At 49.6% G+C, this 17671-nt stretch carries 14 protein-coding genes and 1 tRNA gene; 8 read left to right on the forward strand and 7 right to left on the reverse strand.

The genetic code is table 11. From position 1 onward, the window contains the following. Positions 1-93: 93 nt before the first annotated feature. Entirely contained in the window at positions 94-567 is a 474-nt protein-coding gene (locus ACO6S1_RS15375; RefSeq protein ID WP_422343450.1) for a MarR family winged helix-turn-helix transcriptional regulator, read from the reverse strand. A gap of 76 nt (positions 568-643) precedes the next feature. Between ACO6S1_RS15375 and ACO6S1_RS15380 the strand changes: the two genes are divergently transcribed. Genes ACO6S1_RS15380 through ACO6S1_RS15395 form a run of 4 tightly spaced genes read left to right on the forward strand, consistent with a single transcriptional unit; the run spans position 644 to position 6145 of the window. Beyond that, positions 644-1528 carry an alpha/beta fold hydrolase gene (locus ACO6S1_RS15380; RefSeq protein WP_066749441.1) on the forward strand — a complete coding sequence of 295 codons (885 nt, stop codon included), beginning with the start codon at positions 644-646 and terminating at the stop codon, positions 1526-1528. Further along, positions 1525-1926, forward strand: coding sequence for a PaaI family thioesterase (locus tag ACO6S1_RS15385; RefSeq protein WP_066749439.1), 402 nt, complete (start codon positions 1525-1527; stop codon positions 1924-1926). The genes ACO6S1_RS15380 and ACO6S1_RS15385 overlap by 4 nt, the downstream gene beginning before the upstream one ends. Beyond that, on the forward strand, positions 1927-3045 hold the full coding sequence (locus ACO6S1_RS15390) for an efflux RND transporter periplasmic adaptor subunit (RefSeq protein ID WP_422343451.1): 1119 nt from the start codon (positions 1927-1929) through the stop codon (positions 3043-3045). It abuts the gene before it with no gap. Positions 3046-3049: 4 nt separating this feature from the next. Beyond that, entirely contained in the window at positions 3050-6145 is a 3096-nt protein-coding gene (locus ACO6S1_RS15395) for an efflux RND transporter permease subunit (protein WP_422343452.1), read from the forward strand. A gap of 1109 nt (positions 6146-7254) precedes the next feature. On the opposite strand, the gene ACO6S1_RS15400 is transcribed toward ACO6S1_RS15395, so the two are convergent. The 3 genes from ACO6S1_RS15400 to ACO6S1_RS15410 all read right to left on the reverse strand — a co-directional run bounded on the left by ACO6S1_RS15400 (position 7255) and on the right by ACO6S1_RS15410 (position 12189). After that, positions 7255-10371, reverse strand: coding sequence for an efflux RND transporter permease subunit (locus tag ACO6S1_RS15400; RefSeq protein WP_422343453.1), 3117 nt, complete (start codon positions 10369-10371; stop codon positions 7255-7257). After that, positions 10368-11426: an efflux RND transporter periplasmic adaptor subunit gene (locus ACO6S1_RS15405; protein ID WP_422343454.1), complete on the reverse strand. Its 1059-nt coding sequence runs from the start codon at positions 11424-11426 to the stop codon at positions 10368-10370. The genes ACO6S1_RS15400 and ACO6S1_RS15405 overlap by 4 nt, the downstream gene beginning before the upstream one ends. Positions 11427-11550: 124 nt before the next feature. Further along, positions 11551-12189, reverse strand: a complete 639-nt coding sequence (locus tag ACO6S1_RS15410; protein WP_422343455.1) for a TetR/AcrR family transcriptional regulator — start codon at positions 12187-12189, stop codon at positions 11551-11553. Positions 12190-12262: 73 nt separating this feature from the next. Here ACO6S1_RS15410 and ACO6S1_RS15415 point away from each other — a divergent pair, with 73 nt between their 5' ends. After that, the gene (locus tag ACO6S1_RS15415) at positions 12263-13054 is read left to right on the forward strand and encodes a hypothetical protein (RefSeq protein ID WP_422343456.1); all 792 of its coding nucleotides are present in this window, start codon (positions 12263-12265) and stop codon (positions 13052-13054) included. Positions 13055-13406: 352 nt separating this feature from the next. Here ACO6S1_RS15415 and ACO6S1_RS15420 read toward each other — a convergent pair whose 3' ends face one another. Genes ACO6S1_RS15420 through ACO6S1_RS15430 form a run of 3 tightly spaced genes read right to left on the reverse strand, consistent with a single transcriptional unit; the run spans position 13407 to position 15210 of the window. Next, entirely contained in the window at positions 13407-13808 is a 402-nt protein-coding gene (locus ACO6S1_RS15420) for a DoxX family protein (protein ID WP_422343457.1), read from the reverse strand. Next, positions 13805-14287, reverse strand: coding sequence for a nuclear transport factor 2 family protein (locus ACO6S1_RS15425; protein ID WP_422343458.1), 483 nt, complete (start codon positions 14285-14287; stop codon positions 13805-13807). The genes ACO6S1_RS15420 and ACO6S1_RS15425 overlap by 4 nt, the downstream gene beginning before the upstream one ends. Before the next feature lie 56 nt (positions 14288-14343). Further along, positions 14344-15210, reverse strand: a complete 867-nt coding sequence (locus ACO6S1_RS15430; RefSeq protein WP_422343459.1) for an enoyl-CoA hydratase/isomerase family protein — start codon at positions 15208-15210, stop codon at positions 14344-14346. A gap of 88 nt (positions 15211-15298) precedes the next feature. Here ACO6S1_RS15430 and ACO6S1_RS15435 point away from each other — a divergent pair, with 88 nt between their 5' ends. The 3 genes from ACO6S1_RS15435 to ACO6S1_RS15445 all read left to right on the forward strand — a co-directional run bounded on the left by ACO6S1_RS15435 (position 15299) and on the right by ACO6S1_RS15445 (position 17669). Beyond that, positions 15299-15775, forward strand: a complete 477-nt coding sequence (locus ACO6S1_RS15435; protein ID WP_422343460.1) for a winged helix-turn-helix transcriptional regulator — start codon at positions 15299-15301, stop codon at positions 15773-15775. 563 nt (positions 15776-16338) lie between these two features. Beyond that, positions 16339-16423 (forward strand) — tRNA-Leu (locus ACO6S1_RS15440). Positions 16424-16616: 193 nt separating this feature from the next. Next, a complete protein-coding gene (locus ACO6S1_RS15445; protein WP_422343461.1) occupies positions 16617-17669 on the forward strand; it encodes a Fic family protein in 1053 nt (350 codons plus the stop codon). Positions 17670-17671 lie beyond the last annotated feature (2 nt).

Here is a 17671-nt window from a genome sequence, read left to right on the forward strand (position 1 = left end):
ATGCAGGCGAGCAGTCCCCACCGCTCGCCTGCTCACTACAACTGATTCAACGAGAGAGAAAAATCAGAAGCAGTAAACTTCTAGGAAAAATAGTCAGCATTTTTTCAAATTATGGGTCATTTTCTCCATCGTAGATCGCATCGTTCCAATATCTGCATTGGAAACCCCCTTAAACATAATCTCATAAACGGCGTTTGCTTCTTTCCGAAGTTGCGGAATAATATCGATTGCTTTTGGAAGCAGGAATATCCGCCAGACACGTCGGTCGCCTGCAGCATGTCGGCGTTCGACGAATTCCAGTTTTTCGAGATGGTCAATCGTCAATCCGACCGTCGCTCGCTCCAATTCCAGGCAATTTGCTAACTCGGTTTGCGTCATCCCCTCAGCTTTGATCAGATAAGCCAGTGTTCGCCACTGCGTGCGAGATAGACCAAAACGGGCAATCGCCTCATCGAATACCTTGCGCAAAATTCGCGGCACTTCCTCCAGCAAAAAAGCAAATTCGTCGGTCTCATTGATAAATCCGTCGCGCAGTTTGGAATTTATTGTAGCTGTTTCATCCGTCATATTTATCCCCTTATCATAAAGAATATTTTTTATAAAGCTCTTTACTATCTGTTATATTGGAGCTTATGGGACCGAAATGAATCATGAAGAGGGCATCTTCACTGGCCATAACGGCTTGAAGATCACGGCAAGCACTATTGGACCAAAAACTGGATTTCCGGTGTTGCTCGCACATGGCGGCGGACAAACCCGTCATGCTTGGACGAAGGTGCTAGATGAACTGGGAAATGCGGGTTATCGTGCCACAGCCATCGATATGCGTGGCCATGGTGCCAGCGAATGGGCATCCGACGGCGCCTATGATATGCGCGATTTTGCTCGTGATCTAGTCGCCGTTTCTAAACAGCTTGATAGTCCTCCGGCATTAGTCGGAGCATCACTGGGTGGAATCGCAGGAATGATTGCTGCTGGGCTGTTGGCACCTTCCAGTATCTCGTCGCTAACGTTGGTTGACATCGCACCGAAGATGGAAGCCGCTGGAGTTTCAAGAGTTGTCGGGTTTATGCAAGCCCATATGAAAGATGGATTTTCATCCCCGGATGAAGCTGCCAGAATCATCGCTGAGTACATGCCGCAACGAGAGAAACGGCAAGGCACTGGTAAGCTTGATCGATATTTACGCAAGCGAGACGATGGCCGGTATTATTGGCATTGGGACCCCAACTTTATTCACCATGTGACGCGTACACGCGACAATGCCTCCGATGCACAGGACGATGGATTTTCTAGACTAAGTGAGGCAGCTGGGAAGTTAAAACAACCCGTTCATCTTATACGCGGAGGATCGAGCGACATGGTCTCCGAAGAGGCTGTAGCACATTTCCAAACTTTGGTTCCTCGGGCGGTCTTTACCGACATTGCAGATGCTGGCCATATGGTTGTCGGTGACCGCAATGATGCGTTTTGCTCGGCCATTATCTCTTTCTTGAATTCAACCCACAATCGCGGTGACGCAACATGAAACATGATCCGGAAAATCTTGCTGATTTATTGCAGATTGCGCCTTTTCATCGCTGGTTAGGTCTGAAAATTGTTCAACAAAGCAACGATCATTTGGAACTGGAAATGCCGTGGCGGGATGAGCTCGTTTCTAATCCCGTGATTGGAGCTGTGCACGGCGGCATATTGGCATCCTTAATTGATCTAACCGGGCTTTATACGATTATTGCTGCCGGTGGTGTGGCAAAGGCAACCGCCGATCTGAGGGTAGATTATCATCGCCCGGCTACCAAAGGCCCGCTTCGTGCAATTGGTCAAGTTATCAAGCTGGGCAAGACGATAAGTACCGCTGATACTCGCATTTTGGACGACGATGATCGTTTAGTAGCTAGCGGACGCGGGGCATATTTGAGCGCGTAAATGGCTATTAAAAATATCATATTGCTGTTTTCTATAGCCATATTCGCCTTTGTATCCGGCTGCTCGAATGACGATAGCGGCGATGTAAACAACGATGCCATCCAGCAAAATGCTATACTCCAAGTCGAAATTATAACAGCGGAAGCCGAACCTTTAACCGATCCTGTTGAGGTTTTTGGCACAATTGCGGCCAAGCAAAGCAGCGCAATTGGAGCTCTTGTCGAAGGACCGCTTGAGACCATGTTTGTGACGGTCGGTGACAGGGTGAAGAAGGGACAGGCACTTTTTCAAATCAGGCAAGCAGATTATAAAAGACGTGTTGCGGAAGCTTCGGCAGCGCTGCGCTTGACGGAAGCACAGGCTATACAGGCCGAGCGCCAATATGACCGCGTAATTGCGCTTGCCCCGAGGGGCTTCGTGTCGAAAGCGCAAGTCGAACAGGTCGAAACAGACTTGGCCGTCGCCAGAGCACAGGTATCTCAATCCCAATCCGTACTGGCCACCGCTAAACAAGCCCTTCGCGACACTATTGCACGCGCTCCATATAACGGCGTTGTGACTGCTAGAATGGTCGACGAGGGGTCCTATCTCAACAACCGTTTTTCAATGGGCGAACAATCCTCAGCATTGCAATTACAGGAGTTGGGAATAGTTGCGGCAATCGTCAGTGCTCCGCAGGCCCGCGTTGATGATCTTAAGCTCAATCAAAGTGCAAAGGTTTACATTGATGGCTTTGATGAGCCCTTCGAAAGCTATGTTTTCATCATAAATGATCGAGTTAATCCAGAATCCCGGACAGTCGAATTGCGGTTGCCAATAAGAAATCCTGACTATCGGATCAGCAGCGGACTTGGAGCGCGGGCACTAATCGAAACGCCTCCAGAAAACGCAATCATTCTGCCTAGATCAGCAGTGAAAGGCGACAGTGCTGCCGCATATATATTCCTGTCTGAGAAAGGCATTGCACGTCGACGGGATGTAAAGACTGAAAGCATAGATTTTGAACGGGTCAAGATAACCCAAGGTGTCAAGAGCGGTGAAAAAATTATCAAAAACCCACCATCGACTTTGCGGGACGGACAAAAAGTAGAACGCAAGCAACGAAAGCCTGCAAGCTAAGCCAATGTGGATTTCCGATGTCTCGATCCGGCGTCCAGTTTTCGCGACAATGGTAATTGCGTCGCTAGTCGTTCTGGGTCTTTTGAGTTTTGGCAGGCTTGGTGTTGATCTTTTTCCCAAAATTGAATTTCCATATGTGTCGGTGACCACGACTTTGCCCGGAGCTTCGCCAGATACGGTCGAAACTGAAATAACCGACATTATCGAGGAGGAGGTAAATAGCGTTTCTGGAATTCGGCAAATGCGTTCAGTCAGCGCGGAAGGCGTCAGTCAGGTCGTTCTGGAGTTTGAGCTATCGGAAGATGCCGACGTTAAGGCTCAGGATGTGCGGGATCGGGTGGCCAGCATATTGAGTAATCTGCCAGAAGATTCTGACGCTCCGGTTGTCGAAAAGCTTGATCCCGATGCGGCACCAATATTGTCGCTGCTGATAGCAGGAGATGCGCCCGTTCGAGAACTCACAGTCTTTGCCGATGAGGTAGTCAAAGAAAGGCTGCAACGCATTCGCGGTGTAGGCTCCATTTCAATTGTAGGTGGGCGCGAGAGAGAAATGCGGGTCTGGCTTGATCCCGCAAAGATGCGAGCAAGCAATGTCAGCACGGACAATGTTATCACCGCATTGAGAAGCGAAAATTCCGAATTGCCGGGCGGTCGTCTTGAGATTGACGGCCGCAGCAAACAATATGGAACCAGAACATTGGCGGAAGCCAATACAGCCTCGGAATTTGGCGATCTCGCGGTGGAATATAGACCCAACGGACAGGTCACCCGCATCCGCGATATTGGCCGCGTCGAAGATTCTGTAGAGGATGAAACCAGCTATGCTCAGTTAAATGGTCGCCCCGGAGTTGTGCTGGAGGTTCGCAAGCAATCTGGAAGCAATACCGTAGAAATGAGCAAGGCAATTAAGGCGGAAATCGAGCAGATCAAAGATCGATTGCCGAGCGGCGTTGAAATTGTTGTCACGAGAGAAACCGCAAGATTCATCGAATCTGCTATTGGTGATGTTCTCTTTGATTTGATGATCGCGGTAATATTGGTTGTTATTGTCACATTCTTTTTTCTGCTTAGCTGGCGGGCAACCTTTATCGTTATGCTAGCTATCCCAACATCGGTCATTGCTACGTTCGCTGCCTTTGCTGCCTTCGATTTTACACTGAATTTCATGACATTATTGGCGTTAACGGTTGCGATTGGATTGCTGGTTGATGATGCTATCGTGGTTGTTGAAGCTGTGCAAAGTGATGTCGATGAAGGCGCTGATCCAATGGAGGCAGCACCAAAAGCAACAAAGCGGGTCGCCTTGGCTGTGCTTGCCGGGACATTTGCCACATTGGCTGTTTTTGTGCCTATCGCCTTTATGGACGGATTAGTAGGACGCTTCTTTCTTCAATATGGTTTGGCGATTGTATTTTCGGTTAGCGTGTCATTACTGGTTGCGCTGACCTTGTCGCCGATGCTTGCCTCGCGCTTCCTCAAATCGGAAAAAGAAAAAACAGGCTGGTTAGGACAAATTGAAAGCTTCCACGAGAATATGCGGAAGCGTTATGAAAAGCTTGTAGGCTGGTCGATCAGAAGACGATATCTCGTTTTTCTAGGAGCGGCTATAAGCCTTTTTATAGGCGGTCTTTTTGCAGGGATGGTTCCTGCCACGTTCATGCCACTTACGGACAGGTCAGAGTTCCTCGCAAGTATTGAATTACCTTTGGGAACTGGCATTGAAACCGCTAAAGAGGCTTCGTTGCGCGCCGACCAGGCGTTGCGCAAAATTGAAGATGTAGAATATGTGTTTGTTACCGCTGGAGCAGGAACAAATCAGAAAACCAATCTGCTCGATTTTTATGTCGATCTCACCCCCAAACAAGGTCGATTTGTCAAGCAGGGCGCGATCATGGACCAAGCCCGCGAAGTCCTTGCAAAGACACTACCAGAAGCCAAGGATATATCCGCTGTAGAAGTCCCTTGGGTTTCCGGTGCCGGTGTGGGATCGGCTCAGATAGAGCTGATTATTTCAGGTTCTGATCTTACAACCATTAATGAATATGCGGACATCTTGGCGGGGAAAATGCGCGCTGTTCCAGAATTGGTGGATGTTGCCTCTACTTATGAAGGCGGCAGACCGGAATTGCAGATTAGGTTAGATCGAAATCGGGCAGCAGATTTAGGGGTAACGGCGCGGAACGTCGCTGCAGCATCGCAGACTTTAATCGGCGGGAGAGATGCGGGAACATTTGAAGCAGAAGGTAGGCGCTATGATGTAAGGGTTCGAGTCGATGAAGATAAACGGCAAACCTTGAATGACGTTGCCCGGCTCCCGGTTCGATCAGGGAGCGGGAGTTTAGTCGACTTGGCTGCAGTTGCAGATATTGAGGTTGCGGACAGTCCATCTCAGATTGATCGCGTGGACCGCGCCAGACAAATTACAATCATGGCAAACACACCGCCCGGAGTAGCATTAAGTGTCGCTGTTGCTCAGGTTGACAAAATCTTGGCTAATCATCCCCCACCTGAAGGAATGTCGACCAAAATGGAAGGTATGGCGCGGAGATTGGCAGACACAACTTCTGCTATATTGCTCGCATTCGCGCTTGCGTTTGTAGCGCTATACATTGTCCTTGCCAGCCAATTTGACAGCTTCGGTCAACCGGTCCTGATCATGCTTACCGCTCCTCTTTCCTTTTCCGGGGCGTTTATCGCGCTTTGGCTTTCCAATCAGGAATTGAGCATGTTTGCACAGATTGGCTTAATCGCTTTGATGGGCATTGTGATGAAAAACGGTATTCTTCTGGTGGACCTTGCAAATGATTATCGACGAAATGGAATGAACGCGGCAGATGCGATGCAAAAAGCCGCGCCAGAACGGCTCAGGCCGGTGCTAATGACGGCGTTGGCAGCAATTTTTGGCATGATGCCCGTTGCTTTTGCTCAATCCGATGGAGCTGAATGGCGCAATGCCATGGGCTTCATCATTATGGGCGGATTAGCGACATCTACCTTTTTGACATTGTTGGTCGTGCCTGCTGCTTATGCCTTGCCGGATGACTATGCTCGGTTAAAAACCCGCGTTCGCGCGAAGTTATCTGGCAGTTATTGGCATTAAACGGGACTAAATAGCACGCACTGCGCGTCCGCTTTCAAACGCAATTTTCGATGGTGGTAATGACGATAATTGTGCGCGAATCGGCCATCGGAAAGTAGCTTTCTGCATTCTAAGCGAAACAACAGAGGAGGGGCGGGGGGCAGTTCGTTGATTCCAGAATCCAGGGTTTTCTGGCTAGCCGGTGGCGCTATTTTGGGCGGTATACTTACACAAAACCTTACACATTTTTAGTTTGACGAGAAATTTATAATTTGTTATCAAATATTTACGGTTGTCTCGTCCCACTCAAAATGCAGTTCCGTAAGGAGTGCCCGTTCGAGTCGGGCCAGGGGCACCATTTTTAAGACATTGATATTTAAAATAAAATATTTTTTCCAGGCGAGTTGTTTTCAATCTAATTTAGACGCGCCCAACTATGTGTAAGTCAGATTTGAGAGTGCCTAGTGTGGTCGCTTTATGATTTGTAGACATAGAGATATTAGGAAACGTGCGAGTTTCAACATCCCGTTCCGCAAGAAATGTAAGTTCGATTTTCACCGCCTGTAATAATTAATTAGTAGGTTCTGATAAGGTAACCGCAGGGCAGGGGCTTGCATTAGCGGATTGCTGCGGGCAATTCGCAATCTACTTGCACCTGCGGCTCGACATGCCGAGACCATTCCAACTCTCTTCCTATTTGACATATGCTATCTCCTACAGATGCCAACACTCCCAGATATTCAAATCAAGACGTAGTGAATACCTATAGATATTGGATACAGGCAAAAAAACGAACATTTGCCTTCGCAATCTCATCGACCGACACGGCCATAATTTAATCTTCAGCAGTCATCCGACGACTGCCCGATTTGTAAATTGTTTGGAACTGATCCGCCCCCTGAATAGCCTTCAGTTAGGCAAGACGCATTGCCCCGCTTTTGCAGAGGTAAGCGGACCTTCATCTAACGCCCCAATATCGGTCGTTCGCTGTCACTTTACTAAATGGCTGCTTTGCGCGCAAAGGCGACGCTAAGATGAGATGTCAAAAGATTCAACATTTCGAGATATCCCCATAAAACTATGCCAACCGGAAGTATCTGAATGGAGTTCAACTAACTCGTCCCTACGAATCAAGGTCTCGAAATTTCAGTTCTACCAATAATATGAATAGGGTTCCTCTTGGTTCTTGTTAAAATCAAAAACATCTGCGGAACCAGGAAAAACGAAACAATAGTAGATAGCAATACACCGCCTGCGATGGCAGTGGCGAAGGGCGGCCAAAAGCCTCCCTCTGACAAGATTAGGGGCAAAAATCCTCCAAAAGTTGTGATGGTGGTCGACCAAATATGCCGCGATGTGGACATTACCTCCCTCGTAATTGCGTTATGGTCACCTCGCATTGCTAATGCGTTTGTTTTGAGGCCTGACAAAATTATGATCGCGGCATTTATTGCCACCCCGATCAATCCTATCAACGCTACTATCGGCTGAAAACCAAATGGAAACCTGAAGATGGTAAGCGAAAGCATGCCAAGTCCGATTGATAGGATAGCCACGATAAACACGATAGCTGCCAACCGAAATGAATTGAACGTGAGCACTACAGTTGCGAGCATTATGATCGAAATGATACCGAATATACTGATAAGAGCATTAAAATTATCCGATCTTGCTTCTTCGTCCCCGCCAAACTGAAAGCTATAACCTGGAGGCATTTCGTAGCCTGCCTTCTCCCAAGCTAGCTTAAATTTTTCTATCGCTGTCGAAGGGATTTCGCCAGCTGCTACATAGCCCGAAATAATATTGACACGTTTTCCTTGAAAACGCCGCAAGGTTGCTGGAGCAGGCAATAGCTCAATGTCGCCAAGCGCAAGTACAGGTACGGAACTTCCGGAGAAATCATCGGTCACAAACTCTAGTGACGCCAAATCATCCAACTGGTTGCGATCTTGCTGTGATGTCCAGATTCGAATATCTAGCTCTTCGGTCCCTTCAACGATCGAACCGCCAACAACACCGTCTAGTTCGGTCCTAATCTGATCTGTCGCTTGCCCGATACTAAGCCCAAACTGACCAGCACGGTCTGGGTCCACTGACAACCAAAGTTTGGGTTCACCCCCAGCGAATGACGGATTTGTAGCTGTCACCTCATCAATGCCTGCGAATATCAACCGTGATTTCTCCCCCAGATCTTGCAATGTTGTCATATCATTGCCGTAAATCCGAAGCTCAATTGGCGAGAATGTAGGTGGTCCTTGCAGAAGCTGGCGACTTATCACTTGAACATTGGGCAATTTTTTTGCCAATGCTTCACCCACTTCGTTTATCGTGGTTTTTACGCGGCCGACGGATTTGGTCGTAATCATTGCTTGCGCATAGTTTGCGTTGCCATCCTGATTATTGGCTAGATTATAATAGAAACTTGGAGCTGACCGTCCAACAAACCAAGACACCTGAACAACTTCCGTATTCTTCTCCAGATATTGCTGAGCATCTTTTACGGCCTGCGTCGTTAGGGCAATCGAACTTTGCGTTGGCAATCTTAGTTCCACGTAAAACTGATTGCGGTCCGCTTCAGGAAAGAAAGAAGTTGGCAAAGTGGTGACGCCAAAAAACCCTGCGAGCGGTAATATACTGGCCAGTGCAATTGATCTTTTCGGCATTGCCAAGCTTTTTAGGAATAGTGCTTCAAATTGCTGGCCAAGCCACGTCGCTTTAATACCTGACTGCAAAAACCCAAAACGGCTCTTTTCTATTTGGTCATTTGATAGCGGACGGATGAATATGCCCGCTAGAGCAGCAATAGCAGTCATGGAGAGCGCCAATGACGCGATCAAAGCTACAATTACACTGCTTCCGATCCCACCTACAAATTCACCAGCCCCACCAGGAAGGATTACCAAAGGCAGAAATGCCAACACAGTGGTCAGCGTTGAACTCAAGAGAGGAACCCACAAGCGCTTAACAGATAAACGCACCGACTCTCTTGGTGACGTACCATCCATTAATTGCCGCCGGACGGAATCGGTCATAACGATTGCAGCATCAACCAGCAGCCCCAGCGCCACTATTAAACCGGTAATGGAAATCTGATTAATGGGTTTCCCGAGTAGGTTGAGAATGATCAATGATGCTAGCCCAGTCAATGGGATAGCGGCTGAAACTATCAGCGCGGAGCGCCAGCCAAGAGTGACAAACAAAACGAGGACGACCAATGCTGCCCCGATTAGTAAGTTCCCCACGAGCGTCTGAAACCGTTCGCTGGCGTAGCTGCCCTGATCAAAAGCAATACTAACTTTAACACCGTCTGAAACAGCTAGATCAAATTCTTGTACTAGCTCCCCGACCTCCTTTGTCCAGTCGGCAACCCGCAAGTCCGCCTGCATTCGGGTTGCAATAACTATAGCCGGTTTGCCATTGTGAAACGCCAAATCGGTAGCGGGAGAAGCAATGCCGCGCGACAGAGTGGCGACATCGCCAAGGCGAATGGAAGATCCCTGCGGCGATTGCCCAATAATCGTCTCTCTCAACCGGCTAAGTCCGTCGATTTCGCCTCTTACTTCGAGATTATATTCACTTTGAACCCCCTTGAACTGGCCTGCCGAAACTTTTGCATCGGCTGTTTGTATCGCCGTAGCAATTTGTGTCTTAGAGAGCCCTAACGCTGCCGAAGCAGACCGATCGAGAGAAACGCTGATTTCTTCTTTCGACGCGCCATATAAACTGACCAGTTCGGTCCCCGGGAAAGCCCTCAATCGATCCTGTAACTCAAGAGCGGACCGCCTTAGCACGACTAGATTGAGGTCGCTTTCAGCTTCCCAGGTTAGTGCAACGAGCACAGTATAGGCACCGGAGCGCGTATCATCGAATATCGGAACGCTCGTTCCTTTTGGAAGTTCCGGCGTCACATCCGTTAGGGCGTCTCGAACAAGGCCAAACGGCGTATCTGGATCCGTTATGCTATCTTTTAGAATAACTGTTACGGAAGAAAGCCCGTTGGTTGAAACAGATCGTAGCTCATCAACTTCATCAAGTTGCTTTAACCGTGCTTCAATTTTCTCTGTTACCAGCTGTTCGACCCTAGCCGCGCTAGCACCTGGAAATGGCGTTAACACGGTAGCTACTCGATTCGTGATGCGAGGGTCTTCCTCATTCGGCATGGAACTGAGCGCCCCCATACCTCCGACCACGATAAGCAGAATAAGAAGCACCAACAACCGACGAACATCATAGAAAAGCGTCGTCATTGGATTTCAATTTCGTTGGTGACCAAAGCTCTCTCTGTTTGGCGCGCAAGCACAGTCGATTTTTCAACGGAAACGCGTTGCCCAGGAACAAAACGAAAGGGGCTGTTGTGGATAACCCAGCTACCGCTGGATAGAGTTCCGCGCACAAAACTGCGATCCGCTTCACTATGCAGAACTTCGACATCTTGGCGTTTGACGATGCCCGTCACATTTTTACCATCACTGCGACCAGCCGGTGATTCCGGCGTAACTACATAAACGGCCCAAAGGCCGCGCAGGCTCTCAACTAAAGCGGAGTTTCTGACCCACAGACCTTTGCCTTGAATGGTTTCTTTCAATGTAACTCGTACAGTTTCAGATGCTACGAAACCGGAACTATTGGCTACAATAAACCGGACCGTAACAGTGCTGGTGAGCGGGTTAATATCATCAATTATCCGGTTTGCGACTGCAATGCCTTCTTGCTGACCATTGGTGATGGTGTATTCCGAACCCACGATAATCTGGTCTCGAAAACTGGCCGGTATGCCAACTTCTGCTTCCATTGCTCCGCCGCCGTTCAGGCGGAAAACCGCTTGGCCTGCCCCGACAACGGCTCCCTTATCAGCGCTACGGCTCACAATTTCGCCAGAGAATGGAGCAACCAATAGTGAATTTCGTTGATTTGTTTGAAGTCTTTTCAGCGTTCCAGCTGCCTGATCGACCCGTGCTTTTGCAGAGTCCCGGGCAGCGCGCGCATCATCCAGTTGCTGAACAGAGGCAAAGTCGGGAGCAAGGCTCTCCAGTCGCTGATATCTTCCCGATGTTTGAATAAATTGTGCGTTAGCTTCGTTCAACACCGCCAAAAGTTCAGACTTTTGACTGTCGAGTTCGTCGGTATCAATCCGGGCGAGAGGCGCGCCGCGTCTAACCGCATCCCCAGCATCAACATAGACCCTGCTTATCCTGCCGGGAAGCTCAAACCCTAAATCTGCAACATTTGATGCACGAAGTCGCCCTGCAAATGTTCTGGTTACCAGATATTCTGGCATTTCCTCTACGACGTCAATCGCCACCGGCATTGCGGGCTTGAGACTCGTGGTGGTATTTCTATTAGCACCCAAAAAGTACCAAAGTGCACCAGCGAGAATTACCAAAAGAATGCCAGCAAATAGCCACTTCCTATTTATTGGAAGAGGCCTAGCGATCATCTGAGGTCTCGCTGTTATTCTTGAACGATATCCCGCGGGTAACTAGCTCCGCTCCCCTGGTTGCTACCGCACGCTGCTGTGCCCTGGTTTTGATATCCCGGGTTCGAGCATGGCCCTCTACAAAAAGTGATGTCATGCCATGTGCCATCGACCATACGGAAAAGGCATGTCCGTCAACTTTTTGTTCTTCAAAACCAAAAAATTTTGCGTTGTCCCTTAGACAATCGCGCAGGACATTATAGGCTTCGTCTGCAGCCGATTTGGTATCTGCGTAAGGAACCCCCAAGGTTAATTGACCAAACATAACGCGATACAATTTGGGATGACTGATGCCATGCATAATATAGGCCACGCCAATGGCTGTTAGCTGTTCATCGGGTGATAACTCGTCTTTCTTTCGAGCGGTCGAGGTTACCTGGGTCAGTCGATTAAAGCCTTCGACTGCTAATGCCTGCAAGATAGCGTCCTTGTTAGCAAAGTGCTTGTAAGCTGCCATAGCGGTTACGCCAATGCGCTCGGCAATCATGCGCATCGTCATGGCAGCCTCGCCCTGTGTCTCGAGAATATTGCGTGCTTCCGACAGTATCGTGCTTCTCAAGTCACCGTGATGATAAGATTTTCTAGCCAACCAAGAATCTCCGTGTATATACCGTAAACATTGTATACAACGTAAACATAAAATTTGCTAGCGGCAAAATTAGATGGAGAAGATTATGCTGGACCTTGGTTTTCAGAAAGTTGCTGATCGTCAATATTCTATAGCGACTGATCAATCATTCTGGAATTTCACCAGCGCATTTGGAGGCTGGGTTGCTGCTGTCGCGATTGCTGCCGTGAAGATAGATGGAGAGTTTCGCGGTGAAATAATCACTAAACAAATGCAGTTTATGGCCCCCGTGAAGGGAGAACAGATAAATGTCACTATCAGTTTGCAGGCGCGGCGAAGCAAAATCGACTTTTGGCGGGTGACGGTATCTGATACTGAAGAGAAGATGTTAGTGACGGCCGACATCGTTGCGGGCGAGAGAAGCGACACAGACCTATCTTATAATGCGGTAGCTCCTAAAACGGATGCTGCGGACAATTATACGCCTCTCGAGGCATCAATGATGACGCCGAGTTGGTTCAGCAGCTTTGAACAATATATGGTGAAAGGAAGCCCGGGCTCAATAAACAATCAACCTAAGTCCATAGTTTTGCTCCGCACCAAACAATGGAGCAATCTCGACTCATCGGTTCTTGCGATGATATGCGACACCCCGATGCCGCGAACCTTTTTTGCATCCGAGAAACTTAGGTTTGCTTCGACTATTTCGTTAGCGACCCACATTTACGGTTCCGATGTCCAAATATCTGACTCTGGCCAGGATTTCATGACCGTGGAGACTAACAGTGCTGCTATCCGAAATAACACCGCAAATCAGGAAGTCCGTATTTTTAGAAGCGATGGGCTGCTTCTGGCCACAAGTTATCAAACCAGTATCTTTCGCTAACTTTATCGCCAGACCTCATGACAACGGAGAAATATCCAATGCATGCTCAGCGATTTACACAGGCTAGAAACCGTGGTTGATCGCTTCCTGCCATCCTCATCGGCTGACACAACCATAATTCAATCTTCAACAATCGTCCGACGACTCCCCAAGTTGTAAATAGTTCGACCCCCGCCTCCGGCATGACCCGCAATTAGGCAAGATGCATTGACCCGCATTTGGCGAGGTAAGTAGGCATTCAAGAAGCGACCCAGTTACCGGTGCCGATTTGTTGTTAATGGCCGCAGCAAAGCAGTCATTGGCGATCGAGAAAATAGTCTAAACTCGGAACATTCTCGCTCGAAGGTCGGAATTAGCAGGACACTATTTCCTGTTTGCGGTCATATTCGATTGCCGCGATGGCAATCAAGCCGCCCGCGATTGCCACATTTTTAAAGAACAGGGAGAGTTCGAGTGCGGCAATGTTACCATCCAAAGCCCAAAAGCGGTGAAAATAGACGTTAGTCGCCAAAGTGAAAATCGAAAGAGCGACCGCTGCAATCCAGGCTTTGCGAATTCCGAACGCAACCATCAGACCGCCGACAGCTTCCAGCATAACTGTCACCGGGAGAAGTACAGCGGCGGGAACAAGTCCAACCTCTGCCATCTTCGCACCCGTCGCGTCGTAATTCGCCAACTTGTTCAGCGCGCCCAGAATGAATAGAGACGCCAGGCCGATCCGACCAGAAGCGTAGACGATCTCCGCCGCTTTCATCGAGCGGTAAGACCCTGACTTGCCAGTGTCGCCGTGTTCACCCATTCGCTAATGTTCGTAACTTTGCCATCTTCATCGATCGTGATCTTAAAGACATAGCGGTTGCGGTAAGGTTCACCGGTCGCAGCGACCAGCAAATTGCCGCTCGCTTCCATCCAGACCGTGCGACCATCGTCGGTGACGCTATATGTGCGATCACGGAATTCGATATTCTCGTAATTCTTTGTGACGATATCGAAGTAAGCCAGAGCCGGAAACTGGCGAATCGAGGCTTCGTCTGTTGTTCCATTAGGATTGAACATCGCAAAAAGGGTTGCCTCCGGTGCAAGTATCTCGCGAACTTTAGCGAGGTCTTCGGCCAGAACCGCATCAAAGAGCGGCTTGACAACAGTTTTGACTGGATCCCTGGAATCATGGGCCGCAACCGGGGCTGCGATTGCCAGAAATGTTGCGACGATTATAGGAATGGGGTTGCGCATGGGAAAGTCTCCTTAGTTTTTTGCAATAGCTACAATTTTCGAGCAGGTGCTCGCACCTAATTCGTCCAGAAATCTTTTGACGCTTCGCGCCGCTTGCGGATCGGGCTTTCCGGATCGTTTGCGGCATAGGATGCCCAGCCATGCGATCCGTCCGCCTCTGGCACTTGCCACGAGCCATTGATCGCCCCGGTCAGCGCCGCGCCCATCGCCTCAAACCCCTGTGCCGTGTAGAGATCAGCCTCAACGTTCTTGTTGATCATAAACTTGAGTTGCCGCAGTCCCTGCTGATTTTTCATGAGAAGCAGGTCGACAAGACCCTGCGTTTCGTTCTGCAAGGCATCATCTGCTACAGTGCGGTTGAACAGACCGAGCTCGACCCCGCGTTTCGCGGGATGAAGGGCGCCGAGAAGATTGATTTCTTTGGTCATCCTGCGCCCGATCAGCCGCGCCATCCTAGTCGTGCCGCCCCAACCCGGCGTAATGCCCCAGTCAACCTCGGGCATACCCCACTTAGAGCTCTCCGTGCAGATGACGAAATCGCAGGCCATGGTGATCTCTAGGCCGCCGCCGACGCAATAGCCATCAACTGAGCCTACGGTTATCTTGTCCAGCTCTTCCAGCGTGTTGGCCATGTGCTGATAGAAACGGACCCGGCGCATGATCTGGTTGGCATCGCCCCACGCACCAGAACCCATCTCGGTAAGGTCGTCGCCAGCGCAGAAATTACCTCCCGCTCCATCAATGACCACGATTTTCGCTTCCGAATCGTCGCGAAGATATTCCATAGCTCTTGTGAACTCAGCAGAAAGATTAATCGACAGCGCATTCGTAACCTTTGGCCGATTAAGAGTGATACGCACCACCGGGCCATCTTGTTGGAACAGTAGATCCTTAAAGTTCGGGAGGGTCTTGGCTTCATTCATGAGTAAAAATCTCCAGTTTGTGCTTGAAACTTGCAGGCTGCAAGGTCACTATGAGAATCGTAGTAACTTAGTGGATATTGTTTTGCAAGTGACTAAATTGACCGATGAGAAGATCCGGCCTGAGAGCGATTCTGTAGAGCGCGCAATTGCCGAGGTCGGAGACAGCTGGAGCTTTTTGATCCTGCGTGATACGTTTTTTGGCGTTCGGCGTTTCGACGCGCTGTTGAATAGCATCAAGGTTTCACCGAATATCCTAAGCGACCGATTGAAGAAATTAGTGCGATACGGGATTCTAAAGAAACAAGCCTATCAAGAGCGCCCGATGCGCTTTGAATATCGGCTGACCCAGAAGGGTCGCGACCTCTATCCCGCGATCGTGCTCCTGATGAAATGGGGTGATGCCTGGGCAGGGGTCACCGATGGAGACGGTGGCGCGTCCTCAGAGGAGGCGCCGCTTATCTTGATCCACACAGCCTGCGGTCAGCCCAGCAACCCAAAACTCATCTGCGATCAGTGCGACCAGCCAATTTTGGTGCGCGAGATGGACTGGAGCACAAAGGATTGATTCGAGCCATTGGGCCGTCAATCATTGCCACAAATCAGGAACAACAACTTGGCAGTCACTATTGCAGCGGATGACTGTCCACTTCCAAGGGCTCCAATTTGGATGCTACCAGTCCTCTTTCCACCCAGTTGCGGTCATTCGCAAACGGTTGATTGGTAGAGATCGTCTAAAAGCGGTCTGTCCGCTTTTGGCGCAACGATCAGCCAAATCCAAACGCAGTCATCGTGATACATCAATTTTCTATCCAATAGCGGAGCAGGGGACTGCAAGGGGCGTTCTGTCCATCTCAGGCACGTCCTCTTTTTGTGGGTTGCCCTTACACACTTACACAAAACCTTACACAAATTTGGCTTGACGAAAAAATTATAACTTGTTATCAGAATGTTACGGTTGTCTCGTCCCACTCAAAAGGTTGAGTATTTAGGGAGAAACGAGACGAAAGAATTTCCGGATTGCATTTAAAAACAACAACTTCATGAACCATGCTGGGCGATTTGAGATAGACGCGTCCAACAATGTGTAAATAGAAGTTAGGCGCGGCTAAGACGACCGCGTTATGGTGCGCGGGCGTGGTGGAATTGGTAGACGCGCGGGATTCAAAATCCCGTTCCGAGAGGAGTGCGGGTTCGATTCCCGCCGCCCGCACCATCAAACAGTAACAATTTCGACAGAGTTCAGTCAGTCTCTATTGGACGGGCCAGGGCCCACTGTGTCGGCATCCGGCCTAAATTGGCGCGTCGGCCTGTAGCTGCTGCGCCGTTGAGCGGAGAGGTATGGATATTTGTGGGTCGATTTACGGATATACTTGCATTTATGGGTATTTATGGGTAAGAATATGGATGTGCCTATCAATATAACCTCGCTCGCGATCACGCCGCAAATGCTTTCGCTGATTGCCGAGATCGATGAGTTCAAAGGCGCCTGGCGCGCCTTGGGGACGCTTGCGCCCGATCGCCTATTGGCGCTGCGGCGTGTGGCAACGATTGAAAGTATCGGCTCTTCAACACGGATTGAGGGAAGCAAACTGTCTGACAGCGATGTTGAGCGGCTTTTGTCCAACATTGAAGTCCAGCACTTTGCTACACGCGACGAGCAGGAGGTGGCGGGATATGCCGAAGTTATGGAGACCATCTTCTCATCGTTCGATAAGATTGCTCTGACCGAGAACCACATCAAGCAATTACACCGCGACTTGCTGGCTTACAGCAGCAAGGATACGCGGCATCGCGGCAGTTATAAAACCAACACCAATCATGTCAGCGCCTTCGACGGTGAGGGTAAAGAAATCGGCGTTGTGTTCGAGACGGCGACGCCGTTCGACACACCGCGATTGATGGTGGAGTTGATCGAATGGGTGAACGAAACGCTCAACCAGAAGCAGCTTCACCCCTTGCTTGTGACTGCGATCTTCATCGTCGTCTTTCTCGAAATCCATCCGTTTCAAGATGGCAATGGTCGTCTGTCGCGGGTGCTAACTACCTTGCTCTTGCTGCGCAGCGGCTATGCCTATGTGCCCTATTCCTCGCTCGAAAGTGTGATAGAAGCGAGCAAGGAAGGCTATTATCTGGGTCTTCGTCGGACGCAGGGGACAATCCGCAGCGACGCACCCGAATGGGGCCCGTGGATCATCTATTTCCTCCAGTCGCTCCAGCAGCAGAAATCGCGGCTTGAAACAAAGATCGCCCGCGAGCGATTGATGGTCGAGCGGCTGCCCGAGCTTTCGGTGCAGATCCTTGAACTTGCAAAAGCACATGGGCGGATCACCAACAGTCAGATTGTCGAGATAACCTGTGCAAACCGCAACACAGTCAAAAAGCACTTGCAGATGCTGGTATCGGCGAACCATCTTGCTCAGCACGGCAGCGGCAAAGCTACATATTATAGTCGCATCTGACT

The sequence above is a fragment of the Parasphingorhabdus sp. genome, assembly GCF_965233695.1.
Lineage (GTDB): Bacteria > Pseudomonadota > Alphaproteobacteria > Sphingomonadales > Sphingomonadaceae > Parasphingorhabdus.